25 protein-coding genes are annotated in these 26,947 nt (G+C 61.1%); 14 read left to right on the forward strand and 11 right to left on the reverse strand.

Annotated elements, in window-relative coordinates; all coding sequences use genetic code 11:
* Positions 1–31 precede the first annotated feature (31 nt).
* From L2D14_16265 to L2D14_16305, 9 genes are all read left to right on the forward strand, one after another.
* Entirely contained in the window at positions 32–1,660 is a 1,629-nt protein-coding gene (locus L2D14_16265; protein ID WNJ99411.1) for a fumarate hydratase, read from the forward strand.
* A gap of 133 nt (positions 1,661–1,793) precedes the next feature.
* Positions 1,794–3,209, forward strand: a complete 1,416-nt coding sequence (fumC, locus tag L2D14_16270) for a class II fumarate hydratase (GenBank protein ID WNJ99412.1) — start codon at positions 1,794–1,796, stop codon at positions 3,207–3,209.
* A complete protein-coding gene (locus tag L2D14_16275; GenBank protein ID WNJ99413.1) occupies positions 3,199–3,978 on the forward strand; it encodes an aldolase in 780 nt (259 codons plus the stop codon). Before fumC ends, L2D14_16275 begins: the two co-directional genes overlap by 11 nt.
* Before the next feature lie 28 nt (positions 3,979–4,006).
* Complete coding sequence (locus tag L2D14_16280) at positions 4,007–4,744, forward strand: SDR family oxidoreductase (GenBank protein WNJ99414.1); 738 nt, start codon at positions 4,007–4,009, stop codon at positions 4,742–4,744.
* A 30-nt stretch (positions 4,745–4,774) separates the two neighbouring features.
* Positions 4,775–5,512, forward strand: a complete 738-nt coding sequence (locus L2D14_16285) for an SDR family oxidoreductase (GenBank protein WNJ99415.1) — start codon at positions 4,775–4,777, stop codon at positions 5,510–5,512.
* Positions 5,513–5,603: 91 nt separating this feature from the next.
* Positions 5,604–6,572, forward strand: coding sequence for an SPFH domain-containing protein (locus L2D14_16290; GenBank protein ID WNJ99416.1), 969 nt, complete (start codon positions 5,604–5,606; stop codon positions 6,570–6,572).
* Between the two features lie 5 nt (positions 6,573–6,577).
* Positions 6,578–7,060, forward strand: coding sequence for an NfeD family protein (locus L2D14_16295; GenBank protein ID WNJ99417.1), 483 nt, complete (start codon positions 6,578–6,580; stop codon positions 7,058–7,060).
* Complete coding sequence (locus L2D14_16300) at positions 7,057–7,677, forward strand: alpha/beta fold hydrolase (protein WNJ99418.1); 621 nt, start codon at positions 7,057–7,059, stop codon at positions 7,675–7,677. The genes L2D14_16295 and L2D14_16300 overlap by 4 nt, the downstream gene beginning before the upstream one ends.
* Before the next feature lie 96 nt (positions 7,678–7,773).
* On the forward strand, positions 7,774–8,640 hold the full coding sequence (locus L2D14_16305; protein ID WNJ99419.1) for an IS1595 family transposase: 867 nt from the start codon (positions 7,774–7,776) through the stop codon (positions 8,638–8,640).
* A gap of 108 nt (positions 8,641–8,748) precedes the next feature.
* Here the strand turns inward: L2D14_16305 and L2D14_16310 are convergent, their stop codons facing one another.
* Positions 8,749–9,531 carry a hypothetical protein gene (locus tag L2D14_16310; GenBank protein WNJ99420.1) on the reverse strand — a complete coding sequence of 261 codons (783 nt, stop codon included), beginning with the start codon at positions 9,529–9,531 and terminating at the stop codon, positions 8,749–8,751.
* A gap of 251 nt (positions 9,532–9,782) precedes the next feature.
* Here L2D14_16310 and L2D14_16315 point away from each other — a divergent pair, with 251 nt between their 5' ends.
* Together L2D14_16315 and L2D14_16320 are read left to right on the forward strand one after the other, a co-directional pair.
* Positions 9,783–10,151 carry a VOC family protein gene (locus L2D14_16315; GenBank protein WNJ99421.1) on the forward strand — a complete coding sequence of 123 codons (369 nt, stop codon included), beginning with the start codon at positions 9,783–9,785 and terminating at the stop codon, positions 10,149–10,151.
* A complete protein-coding gene (locus tag L2D14_16320; protein ID WNJ99422.1) occupies positions 10,152–10,382 on the forward strand; it encodes a ribbon-helix-helix domain-containing protein in 231 nt (76 codons plus the stop codon).
* 10 nt (positions 10,383–10,392) lie between these two features.
* Here L2D14_16320 and L2D14_16325 read toward each other — a convergent pair whose 3' ends face one another.
* From L2D14_16325 to L2D14_16335, 3 genes are all read right to left on the reverse strand, one after another.
* Positions 10,393–13,983 (reverse strand): AsmA family protein, encoded by a 3,591-nt coding sequence (locus tag L2D14_16325; GenBank protein ID WNJ99423.1) that lies wholly within the window; start codon positions 13,981–13,983, stop codon positions 10,393–10,395.
* Between the two features lie 111 nt (positions 13,984–14,094).
* Positions 14,095–15,354 (reverse strand): glycerate kinase, encoded by a 1,260-nt coding sequence (locus tag L2D14_16330; GenBank protein ID WNJ99424.1) that lies wholly within the window; start codon positions 15,352–15,354, stop codon positions 14,095–14,097.
* Positions 15,355–15,399: 45 nt separating this feature from the next.
* The gene (locus L2D14_16335; GenBank protein WNJ99425.1) at positions 15,400–16,791 is read right to left on the reverse strand and encodes an FAD-linked oxidase C-terminal domain-containing protein; all 1,392 of its coding nucleotides are present in this window, start codon (positions 16,789–16,791) and stop codon (positions 15,400–15,402) included.
* Positions 16,792–16,879: 88 nt separating this feature from the next.
* On the opposite strand from L2D14_16335, the gene L2D14_16340 reads away from it, so the two are divergent.
* Positions 16,880–17,119 carry a hypothetical protein gene (locus L2D14_16340; GenBank protein ID WNJ99426.1) on the forward strand — a complete coding sequence of 80 codons (240 nt, stop codon included), beginning with the start codon at positions 16,880–16,882 and terminating at the stop codon, positions 17,117–17,119.
* A gap of 43 nt (positions 17,120–17,162) precedes the next feature.
* On the opposite strand, the gene L2D14_16345 is transcribed toward L2D14_16340, so the two are convergent.
* The 5 genes from L2D14_16345 to L2D14_16365 form a co-directional block, all read right to left on the reverse strand.
* On the reverse strand, positions 17,163–17,714 hold the full coding sequence (locus L2D14_16345; GenBank protein WNJ99427.1) for a hypothetical protein: 552 nt from the start codon (positions 17,712–17,714) through the stop codon (positions 17,163–17,165).
* A gap of 44 nt (positions 17,715–17,758) precedes the next feature.
* Positions 17,759–19,738 (reverse strand): ATP-binding protein, encoded by a 1,980-nt coding sequence (locus L2D14_16350; protein WNJ99428.1) that lies wholly within the window; start codon positions 19,736–19,738, stop codon positions 17,759–17,761.
* A 178-nt stretch (positions 19,739–19,916) separates the two neighbouring features.
* The gene (gene glcF / locus L2D14_16355) at positions 19,917–21,224 is read right to left on the reverse strand and encodes a glycolate oxidase subunit GlcF (GenBank protein WNJ99429.1); all 1,308 of its coding nucleotides are present in this window, start codon (positions 21,222–21,224) and stop codon (positions 19,917–19,919) included.
* Positions 21,225–21,232: 8 nt separating this feature from the next.
* A complete protein-coding gene (gene glcE, locus L2D14_16360; GenBank protein ID WNJ99430.1) occupies positions 21,233–22,471 on the reverse strand; it encodes a glycolate oxidase subunit GlcE in 1,239 nt (412 codons plus the stop codon).
* Positions 22,472–22,480: 9 nt separating this feature from the next.
* Entirely contained in the window at positions 22,481–23,968 is a 1,488-nt protein-coding gene (locus L2D14_16365) for an FAD-linked oxidase C-terminal domain-containing protein (protein ID WNJ99431.1), read from the reverse strand.
* Positions 23,969–24,254: 286 nt separating this feature from the next.
* On the opposite strand from L2D14_16365, the gene L2D14_16370 reads away from it, so the two are divergent.
* Positions 24,255–24,491: a hypothetical protein gene (locus L2D14_16370; protein WNJ99432.1), complete on the forward strand. Its 237-nt coding sequence runs from the start codon at positions 24,255–24,257 to the stop codon at positions 24,489–24,491.
* A 144-nt stretch (positions 24,492–24,635) separates the two neighbouring features.
* Here the strand turns inward: L2D14_16370 and ykgO are convergent, their stop codons facing one another.
* Positions 24,636–24,761, reverse strand: a complete 126-nt coding sequence (ykgO, locus tag L2D14_16375; protein WNJ99433.1) for a type B 50S ribosomal protein L36 — start codon at positions 24,759–24,761, stop codon at positions 24,636–24,638.
* Between the two features lie 209 nt (positions 24,762–24,970).
* Between ykgO and L2D14_16380 the strand changes: the two genes are divergently transcribed.
* On the forward strand, positions 24,971–25,930 hold the full coding sequence (locus L2D14_16380) for a DMT family transporter (GenBank protein ID WNJ99434.1): 960 nt from the start codon (positions 24,971–24,973) through the stop codon (positions 25,928–25,930).
* A gap of 44 nt (positions 25,931–25,974) precedes the next feature.
* On the opposite strand, the gene L2D14_16385 is transcribed toward L2D14_16380, so the two are convergent.
* On the reverse strand, positions 25,975–26,934 hold the full coding sequence (locus tag L2D14_16385; protein WNJ99435.1) for an amidoligase family protein: 960 nt from the start codon (positions 26,932–26,934) through the stop codon (positions 25,975–25,977).
* Positions 26,935–26,947: the final 13 nt, after the last annotated feature.

Consider the following 26,947-nt stretch of genomic DNA (forward strand, 5'->3'; position numbering starts at 1 on the left):
CGGCGTATTCAAATACAAGAGCGAGCAAGTCATGAGCGATTACGTGCACCACACCATGTTCCCGCTGGGACCGGACGAAACCCCTTACCGTAAACTCACCGACGACTACGTGAGCGTCGAAAAATTCGGCGATCAGGAAATCGTCAGGGTCGATCCGGAAGCGATCAAGCTGCTCACGTTCGAGGCTTTCAAGGATGTCTCGCACCTGTTGCGCCCGGGACACCTGCAGCAGCTCAGAAACATTCTCGACGATCCCGAAGCATCGGATAACGACCGCTTCGTCGCGTTCGATCTTTTGAAAAACGCCAACATCGCGGCGGGCGGTATCCTGCCCATGTGCCAGGACACCGGCACCGCCATCGTTATGGGCAAGAAGGGCCAGAACATCTGGACCGGCGGCGGCGACGAAGCGGCGATTTCCGAAGGCGTGCGCAAGACGTACCTGGAAACCAACCTGCGCTATTCCCAGGTCTCGCCCGTCGACATGTTCGCCGAAGTGAACACCGGCGATAACCTGCCCGCGCAGATCGATCTGTATGCCGACGAAGGCGACGCTTACAAGTTCCAGTTCGTCGCCAAGGGCGGCGGGTCGGCCAACAAGACATTCCTGTATCAGGAAACCAAGGCGCTGCTGAACGAAGCCCGGCTGATGGACTTCCTCGACGAGAAAATCCGCACGCTGGGCACCGCGGCCTGCCCGCCTTATCACCTTGCCATCGTCATCGGCGGCACCTCCGCTGAAACCTGCCTGAAGACCGTCAAGATGGCGTCGACGCACTATTACGACGCGCTGCCGACCCATGGCGGCAACCATGGCGAGGCGTACCGCGATCTGGAATGGGAGGAACGCGTCCTCAAGATGACCCAGGACATGGGCATCGGCGCGCAGTTCGGCGGCAAGTACTTCTGCCACGATGTGCGCGTCATCCGCCTGCCCCGCCACGGCGCAAGCTGCCCGGTTGGCATCGGCGTATCGTGTTCCGCCGACCGTCAGGTCAAGGGCAAGATCACCAAGGACGGCGTGTTCCTCGAACAGCTCGAACACAATCCGGCCAAGTACCTGCCCGACATCACCGACGCCGCGCTGGGCGGTGACGTCGTCGATATCGACCTGCGCCGGCCGATGGCCGACGTTCTGGCCGAGCTGTCGAAGCACCCGGTCAAGACCCGTGTATCGCTGACCGGCACGCTGATCGTGGCGCGCGATATCGCGCACGCCAAGCTCAAGGAACGGCTCGATGCCGGCGAAGGCCTGCCGCAGTACTTCAAGGATCACCCGGTCTATTACGCCGGTCCGGCGAAGACGCCCGAAGGCTATGCCTCGGGCTCATTCGGGCCGACCACGGCGGGGCGCATGGACTCTTACGTCGAACAATTCCAGGCGGCGGGCGGTTCCATGATCATGCTCGCCAAGGGCAACCGCTCACAGGCCGTGACCGACGCCTGCAAGAACCACGGCGGGTTCTATCTCGGCTCCATCGGCGGCCCGGCGGCGCGTCTGGCACAGGACTGCATCACCAAGGTCGAACTGCTGGAATACGAGGAACTGGGCATGGAAGCGATCTGGAAGATCGAGATCGAAAACTTCCCGGCCTTCATCGTCGTCGACGACAAGGGCAACGACTTCTTCGCCGAGTTCAAACGCCCGGTGCCGGCGTAAGGCAGAAATCCTTATTCTTCGAGACGGCCTTCGGCCTCCTCAGAATGAGGATTCTCTAGTAACCTCCTCATCCTGAGGAGGCCCGGACCCTGTCCGGGGCGTCTCGAAGGATGACGTTGGGAGATATACGCAAGTGACCGACAAACGCATAGAGACCGACAGCATCGGCGAGATCGACGTTCCGGCGGATAAATACTGGGGCGCGCAGACCGAACGCTCGAAGCGCAATTTCCCGATCGGCGACGAACGCGAGCGCATGCCGGTCGAACTGATCCACGCCTTCGCGATCCAGAAGGAAGCGGCGGCGCGGGCCAACGTCGCGCTCAAGGTGCTCGACGAAAAAATCGGCGCGGCCATTTCACAGGCGGCATCCGAGATATCCGACCGCAAGCTCGACGACCATTTTCCGCTGGTGATCTGGCAGACCGGGTCCGGCACCCAGACCAACATGAATTTGAACGAGGTCATCGCCAACCGCGCCATCGAGATCATAGGCGGCGAAATGGGCTCGAAGACGCCGGTGCATCCGAACGATCACGTCAACATGTCGCAATCGTCGAACGACAGCTTCCCGACCGCCATGCACATCGCGCTGGCGCTGGAAACCACGGAGCGGCTGATGCCGGCCATGGACGGGCTGCAGAAAAGCCTCGAAGCCAAGACAGAAGCATTTGCCGATCTGGTCAAGATCGGCCGCACGCACCTGCAGGACGCGACGCCGATGACGCTGGGCCAGGAATTTTCCGGCTATGCGCACATGGTGGCGGAAAACATCGAGCGGCTGAAGAAGTCGCTGAACCAGATTTACGAACTGGCGCAGGGCGGCACCGCCGTCGGCACCGGTCTCAACGCGCCCGAAGGCTTCGACACCCTGTTCGCGGAAGAAGTCGCCTCGATCACCGGCCTGCCGTTCCGCACCTGCCCCAACAAGTTCTATGCATTGGCAAGCGAGGATGCGCTGGTCAATCTGGCCGGCAAGCTCAACACCATCGCCGCCAGTATGATGAAGATCGCCAACGACATCCGGCTGTTGGGCTCCGGCCCGCGCTCGGGACTGGGCGAGTTGATCCTGCCCGCCAACGAGCCCGGCTCGTCGATCATGCCGGGCAAGGTCAACCCGACGCAGGCCGAAGCGCTGACGCAGGTCTGCTGTCAGGTCATGGGCAACGCGACGACCGTCACCGTCGCCGCCTCGCACGGCCATCTGGAACTCAACGTCTTCAAGCCGGTGATCGTTGCCGCGTGCCTGCGCTCGATCCGGCTGCTGGCCGACGCCATCCAGAGCTTCCGCGTGCGTTGCGTCGACGGCATCGAAGCCGACGAAGCGCGCCTCAAAGAACTGACCGACCGCTCGCTGATGCTGGTGACGGCGCTGACGCCGGAAATCGGTTACGACAAGGCCGCCGAGATCGCCAAGAAGGCACACACCGAGGGTTTGAGCCTGAAACAGGCCGCCCTCGCCCTCGACTATCTGGATGAAGCCACGTTCGACAATCTGGTCCGCCCGGAAACCATGGTCGGGCAGAAGGGGAGCAGCGATGACGCCTGACGCCAACGATCCGGGACATTTTTCCAACTCGTCGCTCGACACCGACGAGATCCGTCAGGCGCGCATCGATCTCGCGGCGTGTTTCCGGATGGCGGCCAGGCTCGGCATGCACGAAGGTATCTGCAATCATTTTTCATACATGGTGCCGGGACGCGACGACCTGTTCCTGGTCAACCCCGACGGCTATGCCTTCAGCGAAATCACCGCGTCGAAGCTGTTGATATGCGATTTCGACGGCAACGTGATCGAGGGTAACGGCACGCCGGAAGATACCGCGTTCTTTATTCACGCACGGCTGCACATGCGCCACCCGACGGCGCGCGCCGCCTTTCACACCCACATGCCGAACGCGACGGCGCTGGCCATGCTGGAAGGCGAACCGCTGGTCTGGGCCGGGCAGTCGGCGCTCAAATTCTATGGCCGCACCATCGTCGACGAAAATTTCAACGGCCTCGCGCTGAACACCGATGAGGGCGACCGCATTGCCGACGCCATGGGCGACAAGGCAGTCGCGTTCCTCAAGAACCACGGCGTGATGGTCACGGGGCCCTCCATCGCCAAGGCTTGGGACGATCTTTATTATCTGGAACGCGCCGCGAAAGCGCAGGTCATCGCCATGAGCACCGGACGCCCCTTGAAGGCCGTGTCACCGGAGATCGCCGCCAAGACGGCGCACCAGATGACGCTCGGTCATCGCGACAGCGCCGGCCTGCACCTTGAGAGCATCAAACGTATCCTGAACCGCGAAGAACCGGATTATGCGGACTGACAATTAACCGAGAACCGAGGGGAAGAACATGGCAGGCGTCACCATCGTCACCGGCGGATCACGCGGCATCGGCGCTGCGACCGCGAAACTCGCCGCCAGCCACGGCGATGCGGTCTGCGTCAATTACGTGAGCGACAAGCAAGCCGCCGACGCCGTTGTCGCCGAAATCATCGCGGCAGGCGGCAAGGCCATCGCCGTCAAGGCCGACGCATCGAACGAGGCCGAGGTCGTGGCCATGTTCGAACAGGTCGACAAGGAACTCGGCCCCGTCACCGGGCTGGTCAACAACGCCGGCAGCAACGGCCGCTATTGCCGGGTGGAAGAGCTGGGCGCCGACGAGATCAGCCGGCTTCTGGACATCAACATTACCGGGTGTTTCCTGTGTGCGCGCGAGGCGATCAAGCGCATGTCGACGAAACACGGCGGCAACGGGGGCGCCATCGTCAATGTATCGAGCCGCGCGGCGGGGACCGGCAACCCCGGTCTCGGCGTGCTCTATGCGACATCGAAAGGCGCCTTGAACTCGTTCAACATCGGCCTCAGCCAGGAAGTCGCGGGCGAAGGCATCCGCGTCAACGCCGTCTCGCCGGGCATGACCCGGACCGACATGCCGAGTGCGGAACGCATCCGCGAACAGGCCGCAAACATCCCCATAGGCCGCGTCGCCGAACCGCTTGAGATCGCCGAGGCGATCTGGTTCCTGCTCAGCGATGCCGCCAGCCATATCGCCGGCGCCAATATCCGGGTCACCGGCGGCAGACTTTAAAACGCAAACAAACATGAAAGGCCTTACATCATGAGCGGTGTTACCATCGTCACCGGCGGATCGCGCGGCATCGGCGCTGCAACCGCGAAACTCGTCGCCAGCCACGGCGATGCCGTCTGCGTCAATTACGTGAACGACAAGCAAGCTGCCGACACCGTTGTCGCCGGGATCACCGCAGCGGGCGGCAAAGCCATCGCCGTCAAGGCGGATACCGCGAACGAGGCCGAGGTCGTGGCCATGTTCGAACAGGTCGACAAAGAACTCGGCCCCGTCACCGGGCTCGTCAACAATGCCGGCATCAACGGCAACAGAAAACGGGTCGAGGAACTGACGCCCGGCGAAATCACCCAGCTTCTCGCCGTCAACGTGACGGGCTGCATGATCTGCGCGCGCGAAGCCATCAAGCGCATGTCGACGAAACATGGCGGCAAGGGCGGCGCCATCGTCAATGTCTCAAGCGGGTCGGCGAACCTGGGCAATCCGGGGATAGGCGTGCTGTATGCGACGTCCAAGGGGGCGCTGAATTCGTTTTCCATCGGGCTCAGCCAGGAAGTCGCCGCCGAGGGCATCCGCGTCAACGTCGTCGCGCCGGGGATGACCCGCACCGATATGCCGGGCGAGGACAGGCTCAAGGCGCAGGCCGAGAAAATCCCCATGGGCCGTGTCGCCGAGCCGGAAGAGATCGCCGAGGCGATCTGGTTCCTGCTGTCCGACAAGGCCGGCTACATCGCCGGGGCCAACATCCGCGTCGGTGGCGGGCGTTTGTAATTGCCGGAAGCGCTTTTTTATCCCGTTCACCGAACAATCCTGTAAAGTCATTCCCGCAATTATAGAATAAGCATTGAAGGGAACGGTCGGGATGGAAGAGTTTTTTCAGTTTTTCAGTGGTTTCTCGGTGTTTGCCGTGGCCGTGCTGGTGCTGGCGGTCATACTCGTTTTTCTCGGCGTCAAAACCGTGGCGCAGGGATATGAATATACGGTCGAGCGATTCGGCAAATATACCCGCTCACTGTCTCCCGGCCTGCATCTGATCATTCCAATGATCGACCGGATCGGGCGTCATATGAACATGATGGAACAGGTGCTCGATGTGCCGTCGCAGGAAATCATCACCCGCGACAACGCCATGGTCACCGTCGACGGGGTCGTGTTCTTTCAGGTCCTCGACTCTGCCAAGGCCGCATACGAGGTCAATTACCTTGAAAATGCGATCCTCAACCTGACCATGACCAACATCCGTACGGTGATGGGATCGATGGACCTCGACGAGCTGCTGTCCCAGCGCGATCACATCAATACCAAGCTGCTGACCGTCGTCGACGAAGCGACCAACCCCTGGGGCGTCAAGGTCACGCGCATTGAAATCAAGGATATCTCGCCACCGCGCGATCTGGTCGACGCCATGGCGCGCCAAATGAAAGCCGAGCGTGAGAAGCGGGCCCAGATTCTCGAGGCCGAAGGCAGCCGTCAGGCGGCGATCCTCAAAGCCGAAGGCGAAAAGCAATCGCAGATACTCGAAGCCGAGGGCCGGCGCGAAGCCGCCTTCCGCGACGCCGAAGCCCGTGAACGCGAAGCCGAGGCCGAGGCCAAGGCGACGGCAATGGTGTCGGAAGCCATCGCCAAGGGTGACGTGCAGGCGGTCAATTACTTCGTCGCGCAGAAATACGTCGAGGCCCTTCAGGAAATCGGCACCGCCAATAACGAGAAGGTCCTGTTGCTGCCGTATGAAGCGACGAGCCTGCTCGGCTCGCTGGCCGGTATCGGCGAACTGGCGAAAAGTGCATTCGGTGAAGGCGCGAAGCGCACCGGCCCGTGGGAGGATAAATAAGCCGCATGCAGGAAGGTTTCGACATTCACACCGTCATGAGCGGCATCACGTTCTGGTACTGGTGGATTCTCGCCGTCGTGCTGGTAATCCTGGAACTGATGGCACCCGGCGTGATTTTCCTCTGGCTCGGCGCTGCCGCCGTTGTGTCGGGGTTTATATTATTCGCGGTCCCCGACATTGCCTGGCAGCAGCAGTTCCTGATTTTCGCCGTGCTGTCCGTGGTCAGTGTTGTCGCCGGGCGTCTCTGGTGGGCGAAACGTTCACCGACGGAATCCGACCATCCGACGCTCAATCGGCGCGGCCAGCAATACATCGGCCGTACTTTCAAGCTCAACACGGCGATTGAAGACGGCGTCGGCCGCATCACCGTCGACGACACCACGTGGCGCGTGAATGGTGATGACATGCCGGCGGGCACGCATGTGACGGTCACCGGTGTCGACGGCGCCACGTTCAAGGTTGAGCGGGTCGCACTGAGCGAAGAATGAGCCATCCCGACTACCTCATCGACGGCCCGAAATCCGCGCCACTGACGCTGGCGTTGGCACACGGCGCCGGAGCACCGATGGACTCGGACTGGATGAACAAGGTTGCTGCCGCCGTTGCCGCGAAAGGCTTCCGTGTCGTGCGCTTCGAATTTCCCTACATGGCGGAGCGCCGCGAGACCGGCAAAAAACGACCGCCCAATCCGGCGCGTGTGCTGGAAGAAACTTGGGCGAGCGTGATCGCCGATCAGGGCGCGGACAAGCTGGTCATCGGCGGCAAGTCCATGGGCGGGCGCATCGCCAGCATGGTCGCCGACGACGCGGGCGTTCGGGGGCTTGTCTGTCTCGGCTATCCGTTCCATCCGCCGGGCCGCCCGGAAAAGCTGCGCACCGAGCATCTGGCGGCGCTCAAGACGCCGACGCTGATCTGTCAGGGCGAGCGCGACCCGTTCGGCACCATCGAAGAAGTGCCGGGGTTTACGCTGTCGAAAAAGATCAAGCTGCACTGGGCACCCGACGGCGATCACGGTCTGAAACCGCGCAAGAAATCCGGATTCACGGAAGAGCAGAACATCGCCGATGCCGTCGACGCCATCTGCGCGTTTATAGGGAAATTGTAATCGCACGACAAACCGTCACCCTGAACTTGATTGGGGATTATCCCCTTGCGTCATGTAAGTGGATTTGCTATTATCTCTGTATTGGAGGTAACAGAAATGACCACGCAATCCGTACTTCAGTTTTTCGAACGCTTCCCGAACGACGATGTTTGTTTGGAACACCTTTGGAACGTCCGCTTTGGCAATCAGGGCGAATGCCCGAAGTGCGCCAAGCCGAGCAAGTTCCATCGTGTTAAGAAGCGCCCGGTTTACGAATGCGCGTGGTGCGCTCACCAGATCAGCCCTATGGCCGGGACGCCGTTTGAGAAGTCCCGTACCCCGCTGCAAAAGTGGTTTTATGCTATGTACCTGTTCACCACGACGCGGCACGGTGTCAGCGCCAAGGAATTGCAGCGCCAGCTTTCCGTGACCTACAAGACGGCGTGGCGGATCGGCCACGAAATCCGCAAGTATATGGGCGACGTGGACGGCAACGCCCCGCTTGGCGGTGTTGGCCATGACGTTGAAGTCGATGAAACGCTGATCGGCGGTTCCGTCAAAGGCAAGGGTCAGGGTTACAAGGGCAACAAGACGTGTGTTGTCGGTATGCTTGAGCGTGGCGGCGAGCTTGTGACCAAGGTTGTCAGCGCCCGCGACAAGGTGTCCATGAAGGGCGTGATCCTCTCCAACGTGCTTCCGGGGTCCACGATCCAGACCGACGAATTTGGCGGCTACAAGGATATCGACCAGTCCGGTTACAACCACGTCAAGGTCAACCACAAGCTTGGCGAATACGCGACCAAGGACGGCGCGGGCGTCAACGGGATCGAAGCCTTCTGGGCGCAGTTGAAGCGTGGCATCAACGGTACTCACGTCCACGTCTCCCGTAAGCACCTGCCGAAGTACCTTGGCGAGTTCGAGTTCCGGTACAATCTCCGCAAGCGCCCGGACCTCATGCTTCCGGCCCTTTTGCAGGCGTTTTAGGCTTAACCATCCGGTCAAGGAGACGGTCAAACGTCTCCTTTTTGCCCTCGGACGGGTGCTCCTTGCAGAACTGGTCTAACTTGTCCTGCTCTCGGGCCTCTTCAAGGCTTAAGAATTTTCCTCGGGACATGTCATCTCCGTGGTCTGCCAATCTTTGGTGTAGTTCAACACCAAATTAATGGTTTCAGTTGGGGTGTTTGGTACGCTCGATGCGACTTGAACTCTTAATCTGTATGATCCTGGATTAGAAAACAGCTTGGATATTGAGTTTGGAATCCGCCCCCCCACGGTCTTTAAATGGAACGCCCCCCCTTGGGTAATAAACCCAATGTCCAGAAATTCGGGCGTCCCGCTTATTAGCACCTTTGATGTAGCATCGGCGTCCTCGCTGGCAGCAAATGGCAGTGGCAGGCTATTCCCAAAGCCTCCTTGTGTGTTGTCGCCAGTAACGTCAACAAGGCGACCGAAACAACCAGAGAGCGTCCCTGTCCCAAGGTATTCGACGCGGACCCGATAATAGATCGCGTTCGGGCCTTGATTGAGGTTTGTTTGCACACGGCACCCAGTAACTTTAGGGTCAAAAGTAAGCCGTAATACAGGGTCGAATCGGCTCTTTAGTTTAGCGACTTCTTCCTGCCCTTCTGCCCACATTCGAAATGGCGTGATAATCACCATTAAAAGGAGAAGCCATCCAATAGCGATCCATGAAAGCACCCTCTGGAAGGCGTCACTTATTGCTGATTCAATGACGCCGATCCCGGCAAGCGCAAGAATCGCGATTGCAAAGTAAGAGGCCAGCGCGAACCAAGTGTCAGACCCTCCCCAATGCATAATGCTGCGCTTGAGTACGGTCACGGCGTAACGCTCAAAAGTTGGCTCTTTTGTGTCCATACCTCACATCCTGCCCCAAACCCGGGGCGGGAGTCTCCAGTCCAGTTGCTACTGGTTTTCAGCATAACCCTGAATCTCCATCATGTACATGACGCAAGGGGATAATCCCCAACTTGATTCAAGGTCCATGAACATAGGTGCCCATTGTGCCGGGCCCCATGGGTCCTGAATCGAGTTCAGGACGACGTAATGAGTGTGTTGGCGGATTGCGGTTATCCGAATAAGATTCCCCGCGACGGAGGAACGGGACCATGAAGCTCGATCACATCAACGTCTGGACCGATGACCTTGAGGGCACGACGGCATTTTTCACCGAAGTGCTCGGCCTCGAAGCCGGATACCGGCCGCCGTTCAAATTTCCCGGCGCCTGGCTGTATGGCGACCCGGACACGCCGGCCATCGTTCATCTGGTCGAAGCCGCACCGCAGGACGGTGGCACCGGCCCGCTCGATCACGTGGCATTCAAGGCCGACGACTTTGAGGGCCTGAAGCAGCGCCTTGAGGCACATGGATATGAATATGAAGTCCGCGTCATCCCCGCCAGCGGCGACCGGCAGATATTCTTCACCGCGCCCTTCGGCCTCAAGATTGAGGTCAACTTTCCGCCTGCGGACGCCTAGATGGAAGACACCGGCGGCGATCCAACCATCATCAAGAAGCGTTCTGTCAGTATTGCCGGACATGCCACCAGTATCTCGCTGGAGGATGCCTTCTGGACCCGGCTCGGCACAATCGCCAAAAGGCGCGGTCAAAGCCTGAGCGCGCTGATCCGCGATGTCGACGAGGCGCGTACCGGCAACCTGTCGAGTGCGCTCCGCGTTTTCGTTCTGGAAAACAGCGCGCCGGAATAGAGAAACAGGCTTACTTGAACAGCTTGTTCAACAGATCGGCGGGATTGATCGTTTGCTGCTGTTGTTGCGGCGCGGGCTGCGGTGGTGGCGTCGCACCGCTGTCGCCCGTGGAGCCGCTCTGCGGCGGCGGTGCCGTTTGCTGCTGCGTCGACGAACCGCCGCCGAGGATTCCCTGCAACAGATTGCCGACACCCGGCACTTTCTTTTCCAATTTGTCGAGGCCCGGCACCTTGATGCCCTGGCCGCCGGCGCTGCCGGCACCGCTGAACGACTGTATCTTGACGTTCGGCTTGTCGATGTTGCCGGTGACCTGGAACGGAATTTCGCTCGGCAGGCGCGCAACATTGGCCAGCACCGCCCCCAGCAAACCCTGATCGACCTTGACCGTGCCGCCGATATTCATCGACCACAAAGGCAGGTTGATATCGCCGGAGATATCCCCCTCGTAGATATTGGAGAGGATCTTGGTGTCCTTGGTGTTGATGGTCCCGTTGGCAATGGTGAACGAACTGGTGACATCGGTCTCGCCGATTTTGGTCTTGCCGCCGGCGCCGATCAGCCCGCCAAGGCCGCTGTTCAGAACCTCGAAAATCTGCATCAGCGGTCCGAGCGCCAGACCGATCACCGGCATGTCGTTCAGCGACGACTGCCCCTTGATGCCCTTGACCTCGATCGCCCCCTTGCCGTTCAGTGCACGGACCCAGTCGGCGACGCTTTGTCCGGCCGTGGACACATCGATACGCGTCGTCAGATTCCCCGTTGTCCCGGCGATCCCGGCGGCCTTCGACGCCGCGCCGATGTCCATGTTGCCGACCGTGACCCGTCCCGCCAGCATCGGTTGTGCCCCCGCGGCATTGACCGTCGCCTGCGACTGTACGGCACCGCCGAAGACGACACCGGAAAATTCGTTGACCTTGAGGACGCCGTTCTCGACACCGCCCAGCAGCTTGGCGCCATCGAGATTGTACTCGTGATAGGAAATGCGCGGCGACGTCAGTGTGATATCCGCATCGGCGGCCGTCAGCGCCGACAGATCGATCGGCGTCGTCGGCCAGCGCTCCGACACCGAGGCGATCAGATGCCTGAGGTCGGCTCTGCCGCTTTCCGGCACGATAAAGCGCGCCGGGATCACACGGGCCGGCGCATCCGGTTTGAGCGACGCGGATTTCTTTGCCGGCAGGAACGGATCGATGACGACATTCCCGGTGCTCAGTGTCGTCGTGATTTTCGGCCGCGCCCCGGCAAGGCGAACCGTCCCTTCGCCGTTCACCTGAACCGCGCCGATGGCCGCCGTCAGCTTGGAGAACGAGAATGCATCCGCACCGCCCTTGAGCGTCGTCGTCAGATCGAGCCCACCGATATCCCCGGCCGGTCGGTAAGCCGCGCCGAGCTTGCGCAGCAGGCCCGCCGTGTCGCCATGACGCACGCGTACACCGAGATCGAACATGTTCGCCGGATCGAGCAGCTTGAGCCGGCCATTCGCATCCAGCGTCGCCGCCATCGCCTTGATGGTTGACGTCAGCGACGGCTGGGTCAGGTCGCCGTTGATATCCGTCGCGACACTGACTTTGCCCAGCGTTTTCGCCGGAACAGGCAGTTCCGCGCCGGTCAGGGCGGCAATTTTACCCAGATCGCGCAACTCGGCGCGCACCGCCAGCGCCTTCGCCGTCGGTGTGCCGTCAAGCCCGAGGATCGCACCGGTGATCGACACACCCGACGACAACGCGTCGGCAACGGAAATCTTGTTGATCGTCAAATCGCCCTGCACGAGGCTGATGTCGGCGGCGATATTGCTGGCAGCGATGCCGGCCACCTTCAACTTACCGACATTGGCGCGCAGATTGGCATCGAACGAACCAAGCGGCCTCAGGGCATCGAACATCCCGCCGTCCGGCCCCGGCCCGGCATCGCCCGTGGGGGCGGCGGTCCCGCTCTCGGCGCCTGTGTCCCGGGGCGCGGGCTCATTCACGGCGGCGGGCGTATCGGCCAGATAGGCATCGAGATCGATCTGGTCGACAACCACAGACGCACCGATACCCGGGCGCGCCCTCAGCGCAATCGTCGCCGCACCGCTGATATTCGTTTTGTCGAAAGCCAGCGACAGCTTGCGTACCGACACCGCATCCGGTGTCGCACCGGCTTCGAGATTGAGGCTCAGCGCACCTGGCTTGCCCTGTTTCAGGGCGGCGGTGTCGGCCCCGGCCCATTTCATCAGGGTCTGCGGCTCGGCGACCTTCGCCTGTACCTGACCGTCAAAGGCAGGCTTGCCGTCCTTCGCAGAAAGGAACCCGAAAACCGCCAGATCGGTGCCGCCTGGCCCCTGCAGGGACAACTGCGACAGGGTCAGTTCGCCATTTGCCAACTCGGCATTAAGCACGGCGTTGCGGATACGATCGCCTTTCAGCGACACCTCGCCGATGCGGAACGACAACGAAGCGGCGATGCCCGAGGGCAATGCGAACGGCGCGGCAGCAGCATCGGAAGCGGCGGGCATTGCCCCGCTCACGGCCGATGCGGCCCCCCCGCCATCGACTGCGGCGGCCTCGGATGTTTCCGGCACGGCCTTTAACCATGGATCGGCATCGATCTTGTCGATGCTCATCGTTGCGGTGATCTTCGGCACGCCGCTGAAGCTGCCCGCGACCTTGCCTTTGCCCTTGGCGCCGCCGAAGTCGAGACGCAGGTCATCGAGCGCCAGCGACTGTGCCGAGGCATCCAGTGACCCTGCCATCGACAGCGGCTGGCCCAGCGGCGCCGGCAACGATGCGCCATCGGCAAGCGCACTGACGACCTTGCCGATATTGGCGCTGGCGAGGTTCAGCGTGCCACGGAAGCGCGGTGTTTCGTTCAGATTGAGGACCGTGCCTGAAAGGCTCAGCTTGGCGCTTTCGCCGCCGATCATGACGGACAGATCAAGCGGGAACGTGCTGGCGCCGATAATCTCGCCGATGTCGGCACTGATACCGAGGCGCATCCCCTTGGCGACCAGCGATCCCTGCGCGCGGAACGGCCCTGCCGTCAGCGAGGCGGCATCCAGTGTGAGATCGATGTCGGTAATCGTTTCGTGCGTTTTCGAGGCCGCGTCCTTGTAGGTCAGCGATCCGTCGACGATTTCAAAATTGCCGAGCGCAATGTCAGGTCCGCCGCTTGAGCCGTTCCCCGATGCCGGTCCTGCCGTCGCCGTCTCGGCTTTATCGGCGGTATCGGTTTTTGGCACGGCAATGTCCCAGGACGTGCGGCCATCCGCCAGCACTTCGAGGAAAATCTGCGGCTCGACGAGACGTACCGTCTCAACGCTCAGGTTGCCGCCCAGCAGCGGCGCCAGCGCGATGCGCACCTCCACCGAACGCAACGACGCCAGATCGGGCGACTGTGCGCCTTCAATGCTCGACAGCGAGACCTTCTCGGCGATCAGCACCGGGGACGGCAGAATTTTGAGGTCGATATCACCGGCGATGACCAGATCGCGGCCGGTCAGCTTCCGGACTTGTTCGGAAATTTCGGGCTTGTAGGAATTCCAGTCGATGACGTTCGGCACAACCACGACCGCAATCACCATGAGGCCGATCAAACCACCGATTGCCCACAGAATTTTCTTCACGGAGTCGTCTCCAGTCCGGATAAAGCTTATCTCTTCAGCGCGCAAGATACATTGCCGAGGTGCATATGGTAACGACTCATCGGGACACGGGCAATCGGCTGCACGTAACGGTTACGTGACAACAATTGCCCGGAAATCGTTGACGTTCGTATATGTCGGGCCGGTCACCAGAAGGTCGCCGGTGTTATCGAACAAGGTGTATGCATCGTTGTTCGCAAGCGCTGCGGCGACGCTCAGGCCGGTCGCTTCGGCACGCGCCAGTGTGGTCGGATCAATGAACGCGCCGGCATTGTCCTCGCTGCCGTCGACGCCGTCGGTATCGCAGGCCACGGCATAAATACCGTCCGCCCCGCCGAGCCGCGCGCAAACCCCCAGCAGGTATTCCGTATTGCGCCCGCCGCGGCCGTTGCCGCTCATCGTCACGGTCGTCTCGCCGCCCGACAGAATGACGCAGGGCGCTTTCGCCGGGCCGCTTCCGTCCCGGCATTTCAGCGCCAGCGCGGCGTGCTCGCCGCCGACATCCCGAGCCTCGCCCTCGACCAGGTCGCCGAGATCGACCACCGCGTACCCGGCCGCCCGGGCCACCTCCGCCGCCGCTTCGATGCTTTTGTCGGGCTTCGCGGCGAACACCAGTTCGTTCCCGCCGAACACCGCAGAGTCCGGTTTCGGGGTTTCGTCGGCGCCGGCTTCAAGATGGCGGCGCACGCTTTCAGGCAACTGCATTTGATACTTTTCGACCACCGCCAGGGCATCGGCGAAGGTCGTCGGATCCGGCACCGTCGGCCCTGAACCGATGACCGCCGGGTCGTCGCCCGGCACATCGGAAATCAGGATGCTCAGTACCCTGGCCGGGTGCGCCGCGGCGGCAAGGCGGCCGCCCTTGATGGCCGAGATATGTTTGCGGATCGTGTTCATCTCGACGATGTCCGCGCCCGAGCGTAACAGCTGTCGGTTGACCTCCTGCTTATCGGCAAACGAAATTCCGTCGGCGGGCGCCGTCAACAGCGCCGAACCGCCGCCCGACATCAGCGCGATGACCAGATCGTCGGCACCTGCGCTTTTCGCCATTTCCAGAATACGCCGCGCCGCCTCACGCCCGGCATCGTCCGGGACCGGGTGCGCCGCCAGCACGATTTCGATGTGCGCGCATTCCACATCGTAGCCGTAACGCGTGACGACGATGCCGGACAACTCGGTGTCGGGCCACGCCTGTTCGATCGCCCGTGCCATCGCCGCCGACGCCTTGCCCGCGCCCAGCACGATGGCTTTCTTCGGTTGCGCGGGCAGGATCGGCGGGACACGGACGGCGGGATCGGCGGCGCGGATCGCGGCATCGGCCAACTGACGGAGCAGGTCTTTCGGTTCAGGCATAACGGGGTCGTCCTATCGTCGGAATGTTTTCTTACTCAGGGTGTTCTACAGGCGGATGATCTTGCCCGGATTCATGATGTTCCCGGGATCCAGCGCACGTTTGATGTCGCGCATCACCGAAAGCGCTTCGCCGTGCTCGGCCTCGAGGAAACCGATTTTGCCGTAGCCGACACCATGTTCGCCGGTGCACGTCCCGTCCATGGCGAGCGCGCGCATGACCATGCGTTCGTTCAGGGCCTCGGCGCGGGCCATTTCATCGGCATCGTCGGGGTCGACGACCATCACCAGATGGAAATTGCCGTCGCCGACGTGGCCGACGATGGGCGCGATCAGACCGCTTTCGGCGATATCCTTCTGCGTTTCGAGGATGCATTCCGCCAGTTTCGAGATCGGCACGCAGACGTCGGTGGCGATGCCCTTGGCGCCGGGACGCAGCGCGATCCCGGCATAATACGCATCATGGCGGGCCTGCCACAGTTTCGAGCGGTCTTCCGGTTTTTGCGCCCATTTGAACTCGGAGGCGCCGAAATCCCCGGCAATCCCCTGCACCTGCTCGACCTGTTCGACGACGCCGCGCTCGGAGCCGTGAAACTCGAAAAACAGGGTCGGTCGCACCGGATAGTCGAGGCCGGAGTACTTGTTGCAGGCATCCATCTGCACATCGTCCAGAAGCTCGATGCGCGCCACCGGGACGCCGGACTGAATGGTCAGGATGACCGTGTTGACGGCGCTTTCCATATCCGGAAACGAACATACCGCCGCCGACATGGCTTCGGGAATGCCGTAAAGCCGCAGCGTCACTTCGGTAATCACGCCAAGCGTGCCTTCGGAGCCGACGAACAACCGTGTCAGATCGTAGCCGGCGGAGGTTTTCTTGGAGCGTCTGGCGGTACGAATAACCCGTCCGTCTGCCATGACGACTTCAAGCGACAAAACGTTCTCGCGCATCGTGCCGTAGCGCACCGCATTGGTCCCCGACGCCCGGGTCGCGGTCATGCCGCCCAGCGACGCATCGGCGCCGGGGTCGATCGGAAAGAAAAGCCCCGTATCGCGCAGGTATTCATTCAGCTGCTTGCGCGTGACGCCGGGCTGTACGCGGCAATCCAGATCCTCGGCATGCACTTCCAGAACCCGGTTCATCTGTGAAACGTCGATGCTGACGCCGCCTTCGAGAGCCGCGACGTGGCCTTCCAACGAAGTGCCGGTGCCGAAAGGAATGATCGGCACGCCGCGTTCGGCACAGGCGCTGACGACCCTTGAGACCTCATCGGTGGAATGCGCGAAGACCACCGCATCGGGCGGAATACAGGGGTGGAACGACTCGTCGCGGCCATGCTGCTCGCGGATCGCGTCGGCCGTCGTCACCCGCTCGCCGACAATCTGACGCAGCACGCCCAAAAGCGCATCGTCGAACCGGCTTTGCACGGCTGTTTTCATCGAAAACCTCTCCATTCGCAGTGTTGCGCCCCAATTTAGGGCGCGCGCGGGGATTCCGCAAAGCCCGATCACATGTTAGCGTGCGCAAATGCTGTATTTGATCCTCGCCGTACTGTGGCCGCTTGCCTTTGTCGGGCTGTATTTCGGCTATCCGCTGGTCTTTCCGGACAAGACGCCGCCGGACGAGGCGATTTTGTTCATCGCGGCACTGCTCGGCATGGCGGCATTCACCTTCGCCGGTGCCTTGCGCATACTGGGCTTTCTGCGCGACGACAAGATGCGGCGGGAGAAATCCCGCGACGACGCCGCCAACGACGGGCCCGGCTGATCCCCGTACCCGCTAATACCGTGCAAATACCGTTTTGGCATACTCAGGTTTTCTTGGCGGCGATGATGTCGCGCAGTTCGCGCATCCGTTCATCGAGACCGGGCATGCCGGGATAGATTTCCTTGACCTGGATCAGTACGTCGAGCGCCTGTGCTTCCAGGCCGATAGTCTGATAGATCAGCGCCAGGCCCGACAGGGCGCCGAAATGACGCGGCTCAAGCGAGAGGGTTTTGCGGATGTCGAGCACCGAACCTTCATAATCGCCAAGGTAATAGGCGACCGTTGCCCGCTTGTTCCAGCCTTCGGCGAAATCCGGTGCCGTTTCGATGACGTTACTGAACAGTGCGCGGGCCTGTTTCAGCTTGCCCTCGTTCATCGAAATCACCCCCTGCGCGAAAGGGATGCTTGCCTTGCGGTTATCGGGAAGGCTCCAGATCCGCCAGATCTGACGCTCCGTATCGGCGACAGCGACGGGATCGGTCACGATTTGCAGTTGCTTGAAAAGTCCGGCCAGCATCGGGCTCTTCTGATCGGCACCGGCTGTACCGGCGCTGAACAGCAGAAGCATGAGACCCGTGAAAAAGAGAGTGCGCATTTTCCTGATATGGGAACTCCGGTTTTTGCGGCAACACCCCCAGCTTACACGTTTTGGCGTGGCAGGGTGACCGTAACCCGGGTGCCGACACCGGGTGCGCTTTCAATCGACAACCGCCCGCTGTGCGCTTCGACAAGCGACTTGACGATCGTCAATCCGAGTCCGGTACCGGTCCCGGCAATATGCGGATTGCTGTGCGTTTGCGAAAACGGCTCCGTAATCGTCGCCAGATTCTCGGTGGCAATACCGATACCCGTATCGCTCACACTGAATGAAAAATTCTTATCGTCGTACGATGCTTCAACGGTGACACTGCCGCCCGGTTCGGTGAACTTTACCGCATTCGACAGAAGATTGAGAACAATCTGATAGACAGAACGTTTGTCGGCGTGGACATCGGGCAGATCGGCGGGCAGGTCCTGATTCAGGGTCAGGTTCTTCTGTTGCGCCTGGGTTTCCACATTGCGAATACCGTCCCTGAGGATGCCCGCAAAGGAGAAATTTTCCATCAACATCTGCCGCTTCGACGCCTCGATCGCCGAGAAATCGAGGATGTCGTTGACGAGGTCCAGCATGTGCTTGCCGCTGCGATGGATGTCCGCCGCGTAATCGAGATAATTCTGGGCGCCAAGCTTGCCGAAGTATTCCTCCTTGAGCATTTCGCTGAAACCGATAATCGCATTCAACGGTGTGCGGAATTCATGGCTCATGGTCGCCAGAAATTCGGACTTCGCGCGGTTCGCCTCTTCCGAAGCGACCAGGGCGTCATTCAGGGCTTTCTGGTTGGTCCTGCGCTCGGTGATGTCCTGACCGACGCCACGGTAACCGATAAAGTCGCCGTTTTCGTCATACGCCGGCCTGCCGCTGATCGATATATAGGTTTTAATACCGTTGGGTTTGATGCGGGAATGCTCGAAGTCACGGAACGGCAGGCGGTGCTGCATGTTGTCGAGCATCGCCTGATACTGATAGGGATCGGCTTCCGGCGCCCCCACTTCCTCGCGCGTCTTGCCGATAAAGCGGACCGGTTCCACGCCTGAAACTTCCTCGAAACGGGACGAGAAATACGAGAAGCGCAGTTTGTTGTCCGTTTCCCAGAACCAGTCGGAGCTGATATCCGCAAAATCGGCAAGCCGGCGCTGGGTGGCGCGAAGTTCGGCGTTCCGGCGCAACAACTGAAACAGAATCAATGGCAGCAACAACGAGAAAACAAGACCGAACAGCAAGATGAGATTGTTGCTGGCGGTTGAATAATCACTTCGGCTCAGGACGGTCGGCGCTGTCGAGATTGTCCAGGTCCGGGTGCCCACTGCGAAGCTCTTGAGATGCGGCTCGATTATATGCGTCGCCTTGTGATTCTCATAAACGAGCTTGTCCCCGTCATAAATGTGCAGGTCGAAATCCTGTTTCCCATCGACGGGCAGGGCGGAACGGATAAAAGCCTCGGCACGAAACACCATGTTGATGAAGCCCGTGATGCTTCCGCCGTCGATAACCGGCACGTAAATCACGAAACCGCGTCCGCCCTGGGCAAGTTCGAACGGTGCCGTGATCTGCGGCACGCCGGTACGTTCCGCATTTCTGAGTGCGGCGTTCGGCACGGCAAGCTTGCGAATATCCAGGCCCAGCGCCCCCTCGTTGCCCTGCAGGGGATTAACCCAGCGGATGACGCCATCGGCACTGACCCAGTTGATGGCCTGAAAATCCATGAAGCGCTGCAGCTTGGAGTTGACGATCGCCGTGAATGCCTCGGGAGTATGCAAGTAGGAATCGAGCCATTCCTGTCGGATCAGTTCGCCAATAACCAACCTGACATCCAGATGCGCCTCAAGGTGCGCCGAGACGAATTCAAGGGACCGGTTGGCGTCGGAAACCTGCTGCGCGAGATGATATTTCTTTACCTCCAGCCAGACATACCCGGTTGCCGACAGCAAAAGCACGAACACCACGACCGGCACCAGCACCATGTGCTGAACCATTCTCGTGAAAAGGCGTCTGTCTTTCAGCCCTTCCGCACTTTTCATACCCCAGGCCCTCTAGAGGTTGCTTGCCCGTATACGGTTCGTTTCAGGTCAAATCACTGGTAACGGCCGGATAAAGGCAATCGTGCCACGATTCGGCATAAATGACCATGTTGTGGAAATCCGAGCCCCCGGACACCAATGCGCAGGCATACGCGAGGCAGAGGCTGCCGACCCGGCGTTAACGGACTGAAAGCATTGCCGGTTTCGGCCCGCCCGTGGCCCAGTCGAGAAGCTCGACCGTGTGCAACACCGGCGGATCCCCGGCATCCGACATGGCCGAGGAGATCTGCGTCAGGCAGCCGATGTTGCCGGTGGCGATACAGGCCGCGTCCAGGTCCCTGAGATGCCCGGCCTTGCGCGCACCGAGTTCCGCTGCCCATGACGGCTGCATGATGTTGTAGGTCCCGGCCGAGCCGCAACACAGATGCGATTCCGCCGGTTGCACGACGTCGAAACCGGCGGCACGGAGAAGCTCGACCGGTTCCGTCTTCAACTGCTGGCCATGCTGCATGGAGCATGCCGAGTGATAGGCAACCTTCGGCCGTGGCTCGCCGGTCAGATCCTTGAGACCCAGTTGCAACAGCACCTCGCTGACGTCGCGGGTCTTGGCCGAAATCGCGGCCGAACGCGCCGCCCAGCCCGCTTCGTTCCTGAGCATCCAGCCGTAATCCTTGACCGTGGTGCCGCAGCCCGACGCGTTGATGACGACGGCGTCGATGGCGCCATGAGCCTTTTCGGCATTTTCCCACGCCGTGATATTGCGTTTCGCCGCATCGTGACCTTGTCGTTCCAGCCCCATGTGATGTACCAGCGCGCCGCAGCAGCCCATGTTCTCGGCGATCACCACCTCGCAGCCGAGCCGGGTCAGCAGCCGGACCGTGGATTCGTTGATCGACGGGCGCAGCACCTGCTGCGCACAGCCCGACAGCAGCGCGACCCGCATCCGCGGCGCGCCTTCGGGGCGGAACACGCCGGGACGGTCGGCATCACTCGGGCTCGTCACACTGGCCGGCGCCAGTTCCAGCATGGCACGCAAGCGGCCCGGCAACAGCTTGCGGAACGGCCGCCCGAGCCGGGCGCCGATCAGCGACAGCCGGAACATGCCGGGATACGGCAGCACCTTGGCCAGCACCCAGCGCAGCAGTGTATCGTGCAGCGGACGGCGGTAGGTTTCAGCGACGAAGGTGCGGCCGTAATCGACCAGATGCATGTAATCGACGCTGGCCGGGCACGTCGTCATGCACGACAGGCACGACAGGCAGCGATCCAGATGCTTGGCCAGTTTCGGCGTTGCCGGCCCCCCGCTCTCGAACGCTTCCTTCATCAGGTAGATGCGCCCGCGCGGACTGTCCAGTTCGTCGCCCTTGAGCACGAACGTCGGGCACGTCGCCGTACAGAATCCACAGTGCACGCATTTGCGCAGGATATCGTTGGCGGCCGCGAGGTTCGGATCGGCCAGTTGCGCGATGGAAAAGTTGGTTTGCATGGTGCGGCTTAAACCCCCGGATACATACGACCGGGGTTGAGCACCGCTTCCGGGTCGAAGCCTTCCTTGATTTTCGCCGCCACCGTCATCTCGGCATCCGACAGCGGCTGGAATACTTGAACCTCGGCGCGGATATCCGCCGGCGCGCGGAGCAGCGTCGCATGCCCACCGACGGTGGATACATGGGACCGCACGATATCGGCACCGGCATCGGCGACCGCAGCCAGCGCCAGCCACACCTGCCCGCCGCCCCAGTCGTAGAACACTTCGCCCTTGAGATCTTCGAGGATCGACAGCGCGACCTTGGCGCCCGATGCCGGCGGCACCGACAGCCGCCACACATAAGGAAGCTCGGCCCGGCCTACGAACGGCTTGACGTCACGGACCTCGCGCCAAAAGGTTTTCGAGTTGCTGGTATGCAGTTCTTCGATCGCGCTGAATTCAGCGATCTCGGACTTCAGCGCCGCTGTCCGGTGTTCGACCGACGGTGCCGGTCCTTCAATTCTCAGCGCCGTCACCCCGCCGCCGCTGCCCGACACATAATCGACCGCCGATGTGCCCGCCGCAATCGCCGGCAGGTGCGCCGCTGCGGACACGTCGTGCGCGCTGCCCAGCGCTTTCGACATGACCTTCATGGCGCCGTGATCGTAGACCCCGTCGGCACGCCAGCGGACCAGCAGCGTGCGGACCTTTTCCGGTTGCGGCAGGGTTTTCAGCGTCACTTCAGACATCACCGCCAGCGTGCCGAACGAGCCGGCCAGCAGTTTCGACAGATCGAAGCCTGTGACGTTCTTGACCACCGTGCCGCCGGACTTGAAAACCTCGCCCCGCCCCGATACCGCATGAAAGCCGAGCACATGATCGCGCGCCGCGCCTTCCTTGATGCGCCTGGGGCCTGCCAGGTTGGTGGCGACGATCCCGCCGATCGTCGCCTTGTCCGCGTCCGCGCCCAGCAACGGCCCGAAATCGGGCGGCTCGAACGACAGATGCTGGTTGGCCTCATCGAGCGCCTTGTTGACCGCCGCCATCGGCGCGCCGGCCGCAAGCGTGATGAACAGCTCTTCAGGTTCGTACACCTTGATCGCCGACATCGCCGACATATCCAGCGTCGCCGCCGTCTGCATCGGCCGTCCGAAGGCGCGCTTGGTGGCACCGGCAACGATCTCCAGCGGTTTCTTCTCGCCAACCGCCCACTTGACGGCCTCAAGAAGCTGATCTTCGGTTTCGGGCTTCAGGGTATCGGTCATGGGCAGGTTCTAGAATCTCGGAATGTCGGGGAACGGCAGCTTGCCGTGGTGCACGTGCATCTTGCCCAGCTCGGCGCAGCGGTGCAGCTCGGGATAGACCTTGCCGGGATTGAGCAGATGGCCGGGGTCGAAAGCGCATTTGAGCCGCTGCTGCTGCTTCATGTCGTCTTCGGTAAACATCGCGCCCATCAGGTCGCGTTTTTCGACGCCGATGCCGTGCTCGCCGCTGAGCACGCCGCCGACCTCGACACACAAGGTCAGAATTTCGCTGCACACGGCTTCCGCAGCTTCAAGCTCGCCGGGCACGTTGGCGTCGAACATCACCAGCGGGTGCAGGTTGCCGTCCCCGGCATGGAACACGTTTGCGACACCCAGCCCGTGCTTGTCGGAAATGCCCTGCATACGGTGCAGTACCTCGGCCAGCTTCGTCCTGGGGATCGTGCCGTCGACGCAGATGTAGTCGGGCGAGATACGGCCGATGGCGGGGAAAGCGTTCTTCCGTCCGGACCAGAAACGCAGGCGTTCCTCCTCGCTTTCGCTGATCCGGATGGTGCTGGCGTTGGCTGCCTCGGCGATGGTCCGGACCCGTTCGACCAGGTAGGCCACCTCGGCCTCGGGACCGTCCAGCTCAACGATCATCAGCCCCTCGACATCCAGCGGATAGCCGGCGTGCACGAAATCCTCGGTGGCGTGAACGATCTGTTTGTCCATCAGTTCCATGCCGCCCGGAATGATCCCCGCCGCGATGACGTCGGCAACGCACTGCCCGGCATCGACCATGGTCGGGAAACCGATCAGCAGGGCGCGCGCCACTTCGGGTTTACGGAGAATCCGTACCGTCACTTCCGTAATCACGCCGAGCAGACCCTCGGAGCCCGTAATCACCCCCAAAAGGTCATAGCCGCCGGCATCCAGATGCTTGCCGCCGAGACGGATGATATCGCCGTTCATCAGCACCAGTTCGACGCCGAGCACGTTGTTGGTGGTCAGTCCGTACTTCAGGCAATGCACGCCGCCGGAATTTTCCGCCACATTGCCGCCGATGGAACACGCAATCTGCGACGACGGGTCGGGCGCGTAATAAAAGCCCGCATGCTCGACCGCCTGTGTGATACCCAGATTTGTCACGCCGGGCTGGGTCACGACGCAGCGGTTCTCATAATCGATTTCGAGGATTTTCTTGAATTTGCTGAGGCCCAGCGTGATCGCATCGGCGAGCGGCATGGCGCCGCCGGAAAGGCCGGTTCCCGCGCCGCGCGGCACGATCTTGACGTTGTTGGCGTGGCAGTATTTGAGGATCTCGGAAACCTGCTCTGTGGTTTCCGGCAAGACCACGATCAACGGCAACTGCTTGTAGGCCATCAGCCCGTCGCAATCAAAGGCGCGCAGTTCCTCGTCGGTATCGATGACACCTTCGCCCGGCACGATCCCGCGCAATGCCTGGGCCAGTTCGGCGCGGCGCGCGATGACGCTTTCGTCAGGTTTGGGCATCTGCATGGCAACGGCTTCCCGCAAATTTTCTTATACGTGATTATTGGTGCCGCAGTGTGCCACGTAAAAAGCGTGCCGTCACCCGTGCAAAGGCATTATCGGAAGTGTGCCCCGCCATGATACAGCGGTAAATCCGGGCACCGCGAATCAGCGAATAATTGTCACCGGTAACATTCGACCGATGCGTTCATGGTGCACGATTTCAAACTGCAAGTTTGACGCTACATTTGACTTAATGATTGATTTTAATGCAGTCTTTCTACTTTTAATGGTCATACAGAAAGGAAGATCGATGGCCTTATACAAACACAGTGAGTATTTGGAGAAAGTAGACGACGAAGGATTTGATGAGGAATATTCACCCGGAACGGATGCACCGTATTCCGGCATTTACCGATGCATGGGGTGCAATAAGGAGGTTGCCTCTAATGAAGGCGAACCATTGCCGCCGCAAAACAGCGACCAGCATTCCCCATCCCAAGGAAAGGTAAGGTGGCGGTTGGTTGTTTATGCTGATCACGAAGGTTAATTGGGAAACAGCGTTTCCAGATACCGGAGCACTTAAGATTCGCCGGATTAATTTCGATCCCATGGCGCAGACAAACGAAAACCGCGCCCATGTCCGCATGGGCGCGGCCAGAGGATCGCTCAGACGCGGGTCAGACCCGGCTAATCACCCTTGGCGGGCTTTGAAACGCGGGTTGCGCTTGTTGATGACGTAGACCCGGCCACGGCGGCGCACAATACGGCAGCCTTTTTCACGCAGCTTGGCCGACTTCAGCGAGTTTCTGATTTTCATAACTCGATCCCCGGCAAACAAAAAATGGCGATACAAACAAATACGCCCCCCAGACCACCCGGGAGACGAAAGCGCGCGGAACATACGGTCCGCATCGGGCACTGTCAACGGGGAAAGCGTGCTTTTAGCACCCGAAAACCCTTAAATTCGGCGTCTTGCATCGGCCAAACCGTCAGCTATGCTGACCTTCGATCCCCGGAGGACCCTGTATGTCAGACCCGACGCCCGCCACGCCAGACGCCGGGAACACGGCCAGCAATGAAGAAAAGAAGGCGGCTGAGAATCTGCGCGGGATACTCTGGATGCTCGGTTCGACGCTCTGTCTGGCCTCGATGCACACCACGATCAGTTATGTCTCCGACACCGTGCACCCGTTCGTGGTGGTGTTCTGCCGGCTTCTGTTCGCACTGATCGTCGTCATTCCGTTTTTCGTCAAACAGGGGACCGCGCCACTCAAGACCGGCCGGCTCGGCTTTCTGATCCTGCGCGGCGTCCTGAATTTCTGCGCCATGCTGGCATTTTTCACCGCGCTCAGCCTGTCGCCGATCGCAGATGTCACGGCGCTGTCGTTCACGGCGCCTATTTTCGCCACCCTGCTTGCCGTGGTCCTCCTCAAGGAACGGCTCGGCTGGCGGCGCATCGCGGCCATCGTCGCCGGATTCGTCGGCACCATGATCGTGCTCAGGCCGGGATTCGAGGAAATCGGCACCGGCAATGTCCTGGTCCTGATCGCCACCATATTCTGGGGTGCGTGCGTGATCATCATCAAAAGCCTGAGCAAAACCGAATCCTCGGTCACCATCACCACCTATATGTCGCTGGTCATGGCGCCGCTGGCGCTGGTCCCGGCGCTGTTCGTGTGGTCATGGCCGAGCACCACCGATCTCGCCTTGCTTGTTCTGCTCGGTCTGTTCGGCGGCTGCGGCCAGTTGATGGTCTCGCAGGCGCTCAAGCACGCCGAGACCCATGTCGTCATGCCGTTCGATTTCGTGCGTCTGGTCTGGGTTTCGATCAGCGGCTACATCCTGTTCGGGGAAATCGCCGATATCTATGTCTGGAGCGGCGGCGTGCTGATCTTTGCATCGACCGCCTACATCACCATCCGCGAGCACCAGAAACGCCAGCGCATCAGCGCTGCGGTCTCGGCCAGTGACGAGGTTATCCGCTAGAGCGTGATGAAGTCAGTCGGTCAGAATGGTTCAACCTGACTTCATCACGCTCTAAGCTCGTCCAGCCATGCACGGGTTCTGAGCGCAAGGCGTTCGAGAAAATCGTCCGGGTTACGGCTGAGGAACGTTTCCGCCAGATTTTTGCGGCGCTCGCCGTCGGCCGCCAACCGCTCGACGATCACCCAGCGGTTCCATTCGACAACGGCGCCCCAGCCGGGATCGGTGAAGTTGGTATTCGGCAGGCGGTAGTGATAGGTCGGACGGGCCTTGATCAGCGGATCGTCCAGCCGGGCGCGGACCCGGTCCTCGTCGAGATGCGCGAACAGCGGCAGCATGTCGAGTTCGCGGTTGCGGGTCGGATTGCCGCTCAGATAGTCATCGATCAGCGCGGCGATATCCGGTGCATAGTCCGGATCGAGAATCTTACGCGCATAGGCCAGCGGGAACGGATCGACATAAGGCAGCAGCCGGCGCATCGGATCGACGTCGATGCGTCTTCGCAGCAACGGCGACATCAGCACATACGCCTGCAGGGTGGCGAGAATATCGCCGGCGTCGAGCGACGCCACTTCCGGGTTGAGTTGCAGCCCGAAGGCATAACTGATGCCGTCCTGCGTGCCCTCGGCCCCGGCCTTGCGGAGTGCATCGATCAGCCGGTCGAAATCGTCCAGCGATTGCAGCGGCGCCGGCGGACCGACGATCTCCGTCGGCACGAAACCGCTCGACAGATCCCCCGCCAGTTTACGGGCCTTGCGTTCGATTTCGTCGTCTTCCGACTTGGGGTGCACAAGCTGCGCATCCAGTTCGATCCCGAAGTCGCCGATCCCGGTCCCGCGGACAGCGCGGACATGCGCACTGGGCGCGCCGATCTCGCCACCGAAAATTGCACGGACCAGTCCGGCCGCCTGGTCGAGGTCGATGCCGCCGAATTCGATCTCGACGCCGATGCGGCGCGGTTCGCCTTCGGCGTTGGTGGTTTTCGGTGGTTCGCGCCGTTCCGTCATGGCCCGACTATAC

The organism is Thalassospiraceae bacterium LMO-JJ14, assembly GCA_021555105.2.
Lineage (GTDB): Bacteria > Pseudomonadota > Alphaproteobacteria > Rhodospirillales > Casp-alpha2 > UBA4479.

Excerpts from the sequence above, each read along its gene's own strand:
- L2D14_16265 (WNJ99411.1), top strand. The coding sequence starts at position 32 with ATGAGCGATTACGTGCACCACACCATGTTCCCGCTGGGACCGGACGAA.
- L2D14_16275 (WNJ99413.1), top strand. The coding sequence starts at position 3,199 with ATGACGCCTGACGCCAACGATCCGGGACATTTTTCCAACTCGTCGCTC.
- L2D14_16280 (WNJ99414.1), top strand. The coding sequence starts at position 4,007 with ATGGCAGGCGTCACCATCGTCACCGGCGGATCACGCGGCATCGGCGCT.
- L2D14_16285 (WNJ99415.1), top strand. The coding sequence starts at position 4,775 with ATGAGCGGTGTTACCATCGTCACCGGCGGATCGCGCGGCATCGGCGCT.
- L2D14_16290 (WNJ99416.1), top strand. The coding sequence starts at position 5,604 with ATGGAAGAGTTTTTTCAGTTTTTCAGTGGTTTCTCGGTGTTTGCCGTG.
- L2D14_16295 (WNJ99417.1), top strand. The coding sequence starts at position 6,578 with ATGCAGGAAGGTTTCGACATTCACACCGTCATGAGCGGCATCACGTTC.
- L2D14_16300 (WNJ99418.1), top strand. The coding sequence starts at position 7,057 with ATGAGCCATCCCGACTACCTCATCGACGGCCCGAAATCCGCGCCACTG.
- L2D14_16305 (WNJ99419.1), top strand. The coding sequence starts at position 7,774 with ATGACCACGCAATCCGTACTTCAGTTTTTCGAACGCTTCCCGAACGAC.
- L2D14_16310 (WNJ99420.1), bottom strand. The coding sequence starts at position 9,531 with ATGGACACAAAAGAGCCAACTTTTGAGCGTTACGCCGTGACCGTACTC.
- L2D14_16315 (WNJ99421.1), top strand. The coding sequence starts at position 9,783 with ATGAAGCTCGATCACATCAACGTCTGGACCGATGACCTTGAGGGCACG.
- L2D14_16320 (WNJ99422.1), top strand. The coding sequence starts at position 10,152 with ATGGAAGACACCGGCGGCGATCCAACCATCATCAAGAAGCGTTCTGTC.
- L2D14_16330 (WNJ99424.1), bottom strand. The coding sequence starts at position 15,354 with ATGCCTGAACCGAAAGACCTGCTCCGTCAGTTGGCCGATGCCGCGATC.
- L2D14_16335 (WNJ99425.1), bottom strand. The coding sequence starts at position 16,791 with ATGAAAACAGCCGTGCAAAGCCGGTTCGACGATGCGCTTTTGGGCGTG.
- L2D14_16340 (WNJ99426.1), top strand. The coding sequence starts at position 16,880 with ATGCTGTATTTGATCCTCGCCGTACTGTGGCCGCTTGCCTTTGTCGGG.
- L2D14_16345 (WNJ99427.1), bottom strand. The coding sequence starts at position 17,714 with ATGCGCACTCTCTTTTTCACGGGTCTCATGCTTCTGCTGTTCAGCGCC.
- L2D14_16350 (WNJ99428.1), bottom strand. The coding sequence starts at position 19,738 with ATGAAAAGTGCGGAAGGGCTGAAAGACAGACGCCTTTTCACGAGAATG.
- glcF (WNJ99429.1), bottom strand. The coding sequence starts at position 21,224 with ATGCAAACCAACTTTTCCATCGCGCAACTGGCCGATCCGAACCTCGCG.
- glcE (WNJ99430.1), bottom strand. The coding sequence starts at position 22,471 with ATGACCGATACCCTGAAGCCCGAAACCGAAGATCAGCTTCTTGAGGCC.
- L2D14_16365 (WNJ99431.1), bottom strand. The coding sequence starts at position 23,968 with ATGCAGATGCCCAAACCTGACGAAAGCGTCATCGCGCGCCGCGCCGAA.
- L2D14_16370 (WNJ99432.1), top strand. The coding sequence starts at position 24,255 with ATGGCCTTATACAAACACAGTGAGTATTTGGAGAAAGTAGACGACGAA.
- ykgO (WNJ99433.1), bottom strand. The coding sequence starts at position 24,761 with ATGAAAATCAGAAACTCGCTGAAGTCGGCCAAGCTGCGTGAAAAAGGC.
- L2D14_16380 (WNJ99434.1), top strand. The coding sequence starts at position 24,971 with ATGTCAGACCCGACGCCCGCCACGCCAGACGCCGGGAACACGGCCAGC.
- L2D14_16385 (WNJ99435.1), bottom strand. The coding sequence starts at position 26,934 with ATGACGGAACGGCGCGAACCACCGAAAACCACCAACGCCGAAGGCGAA.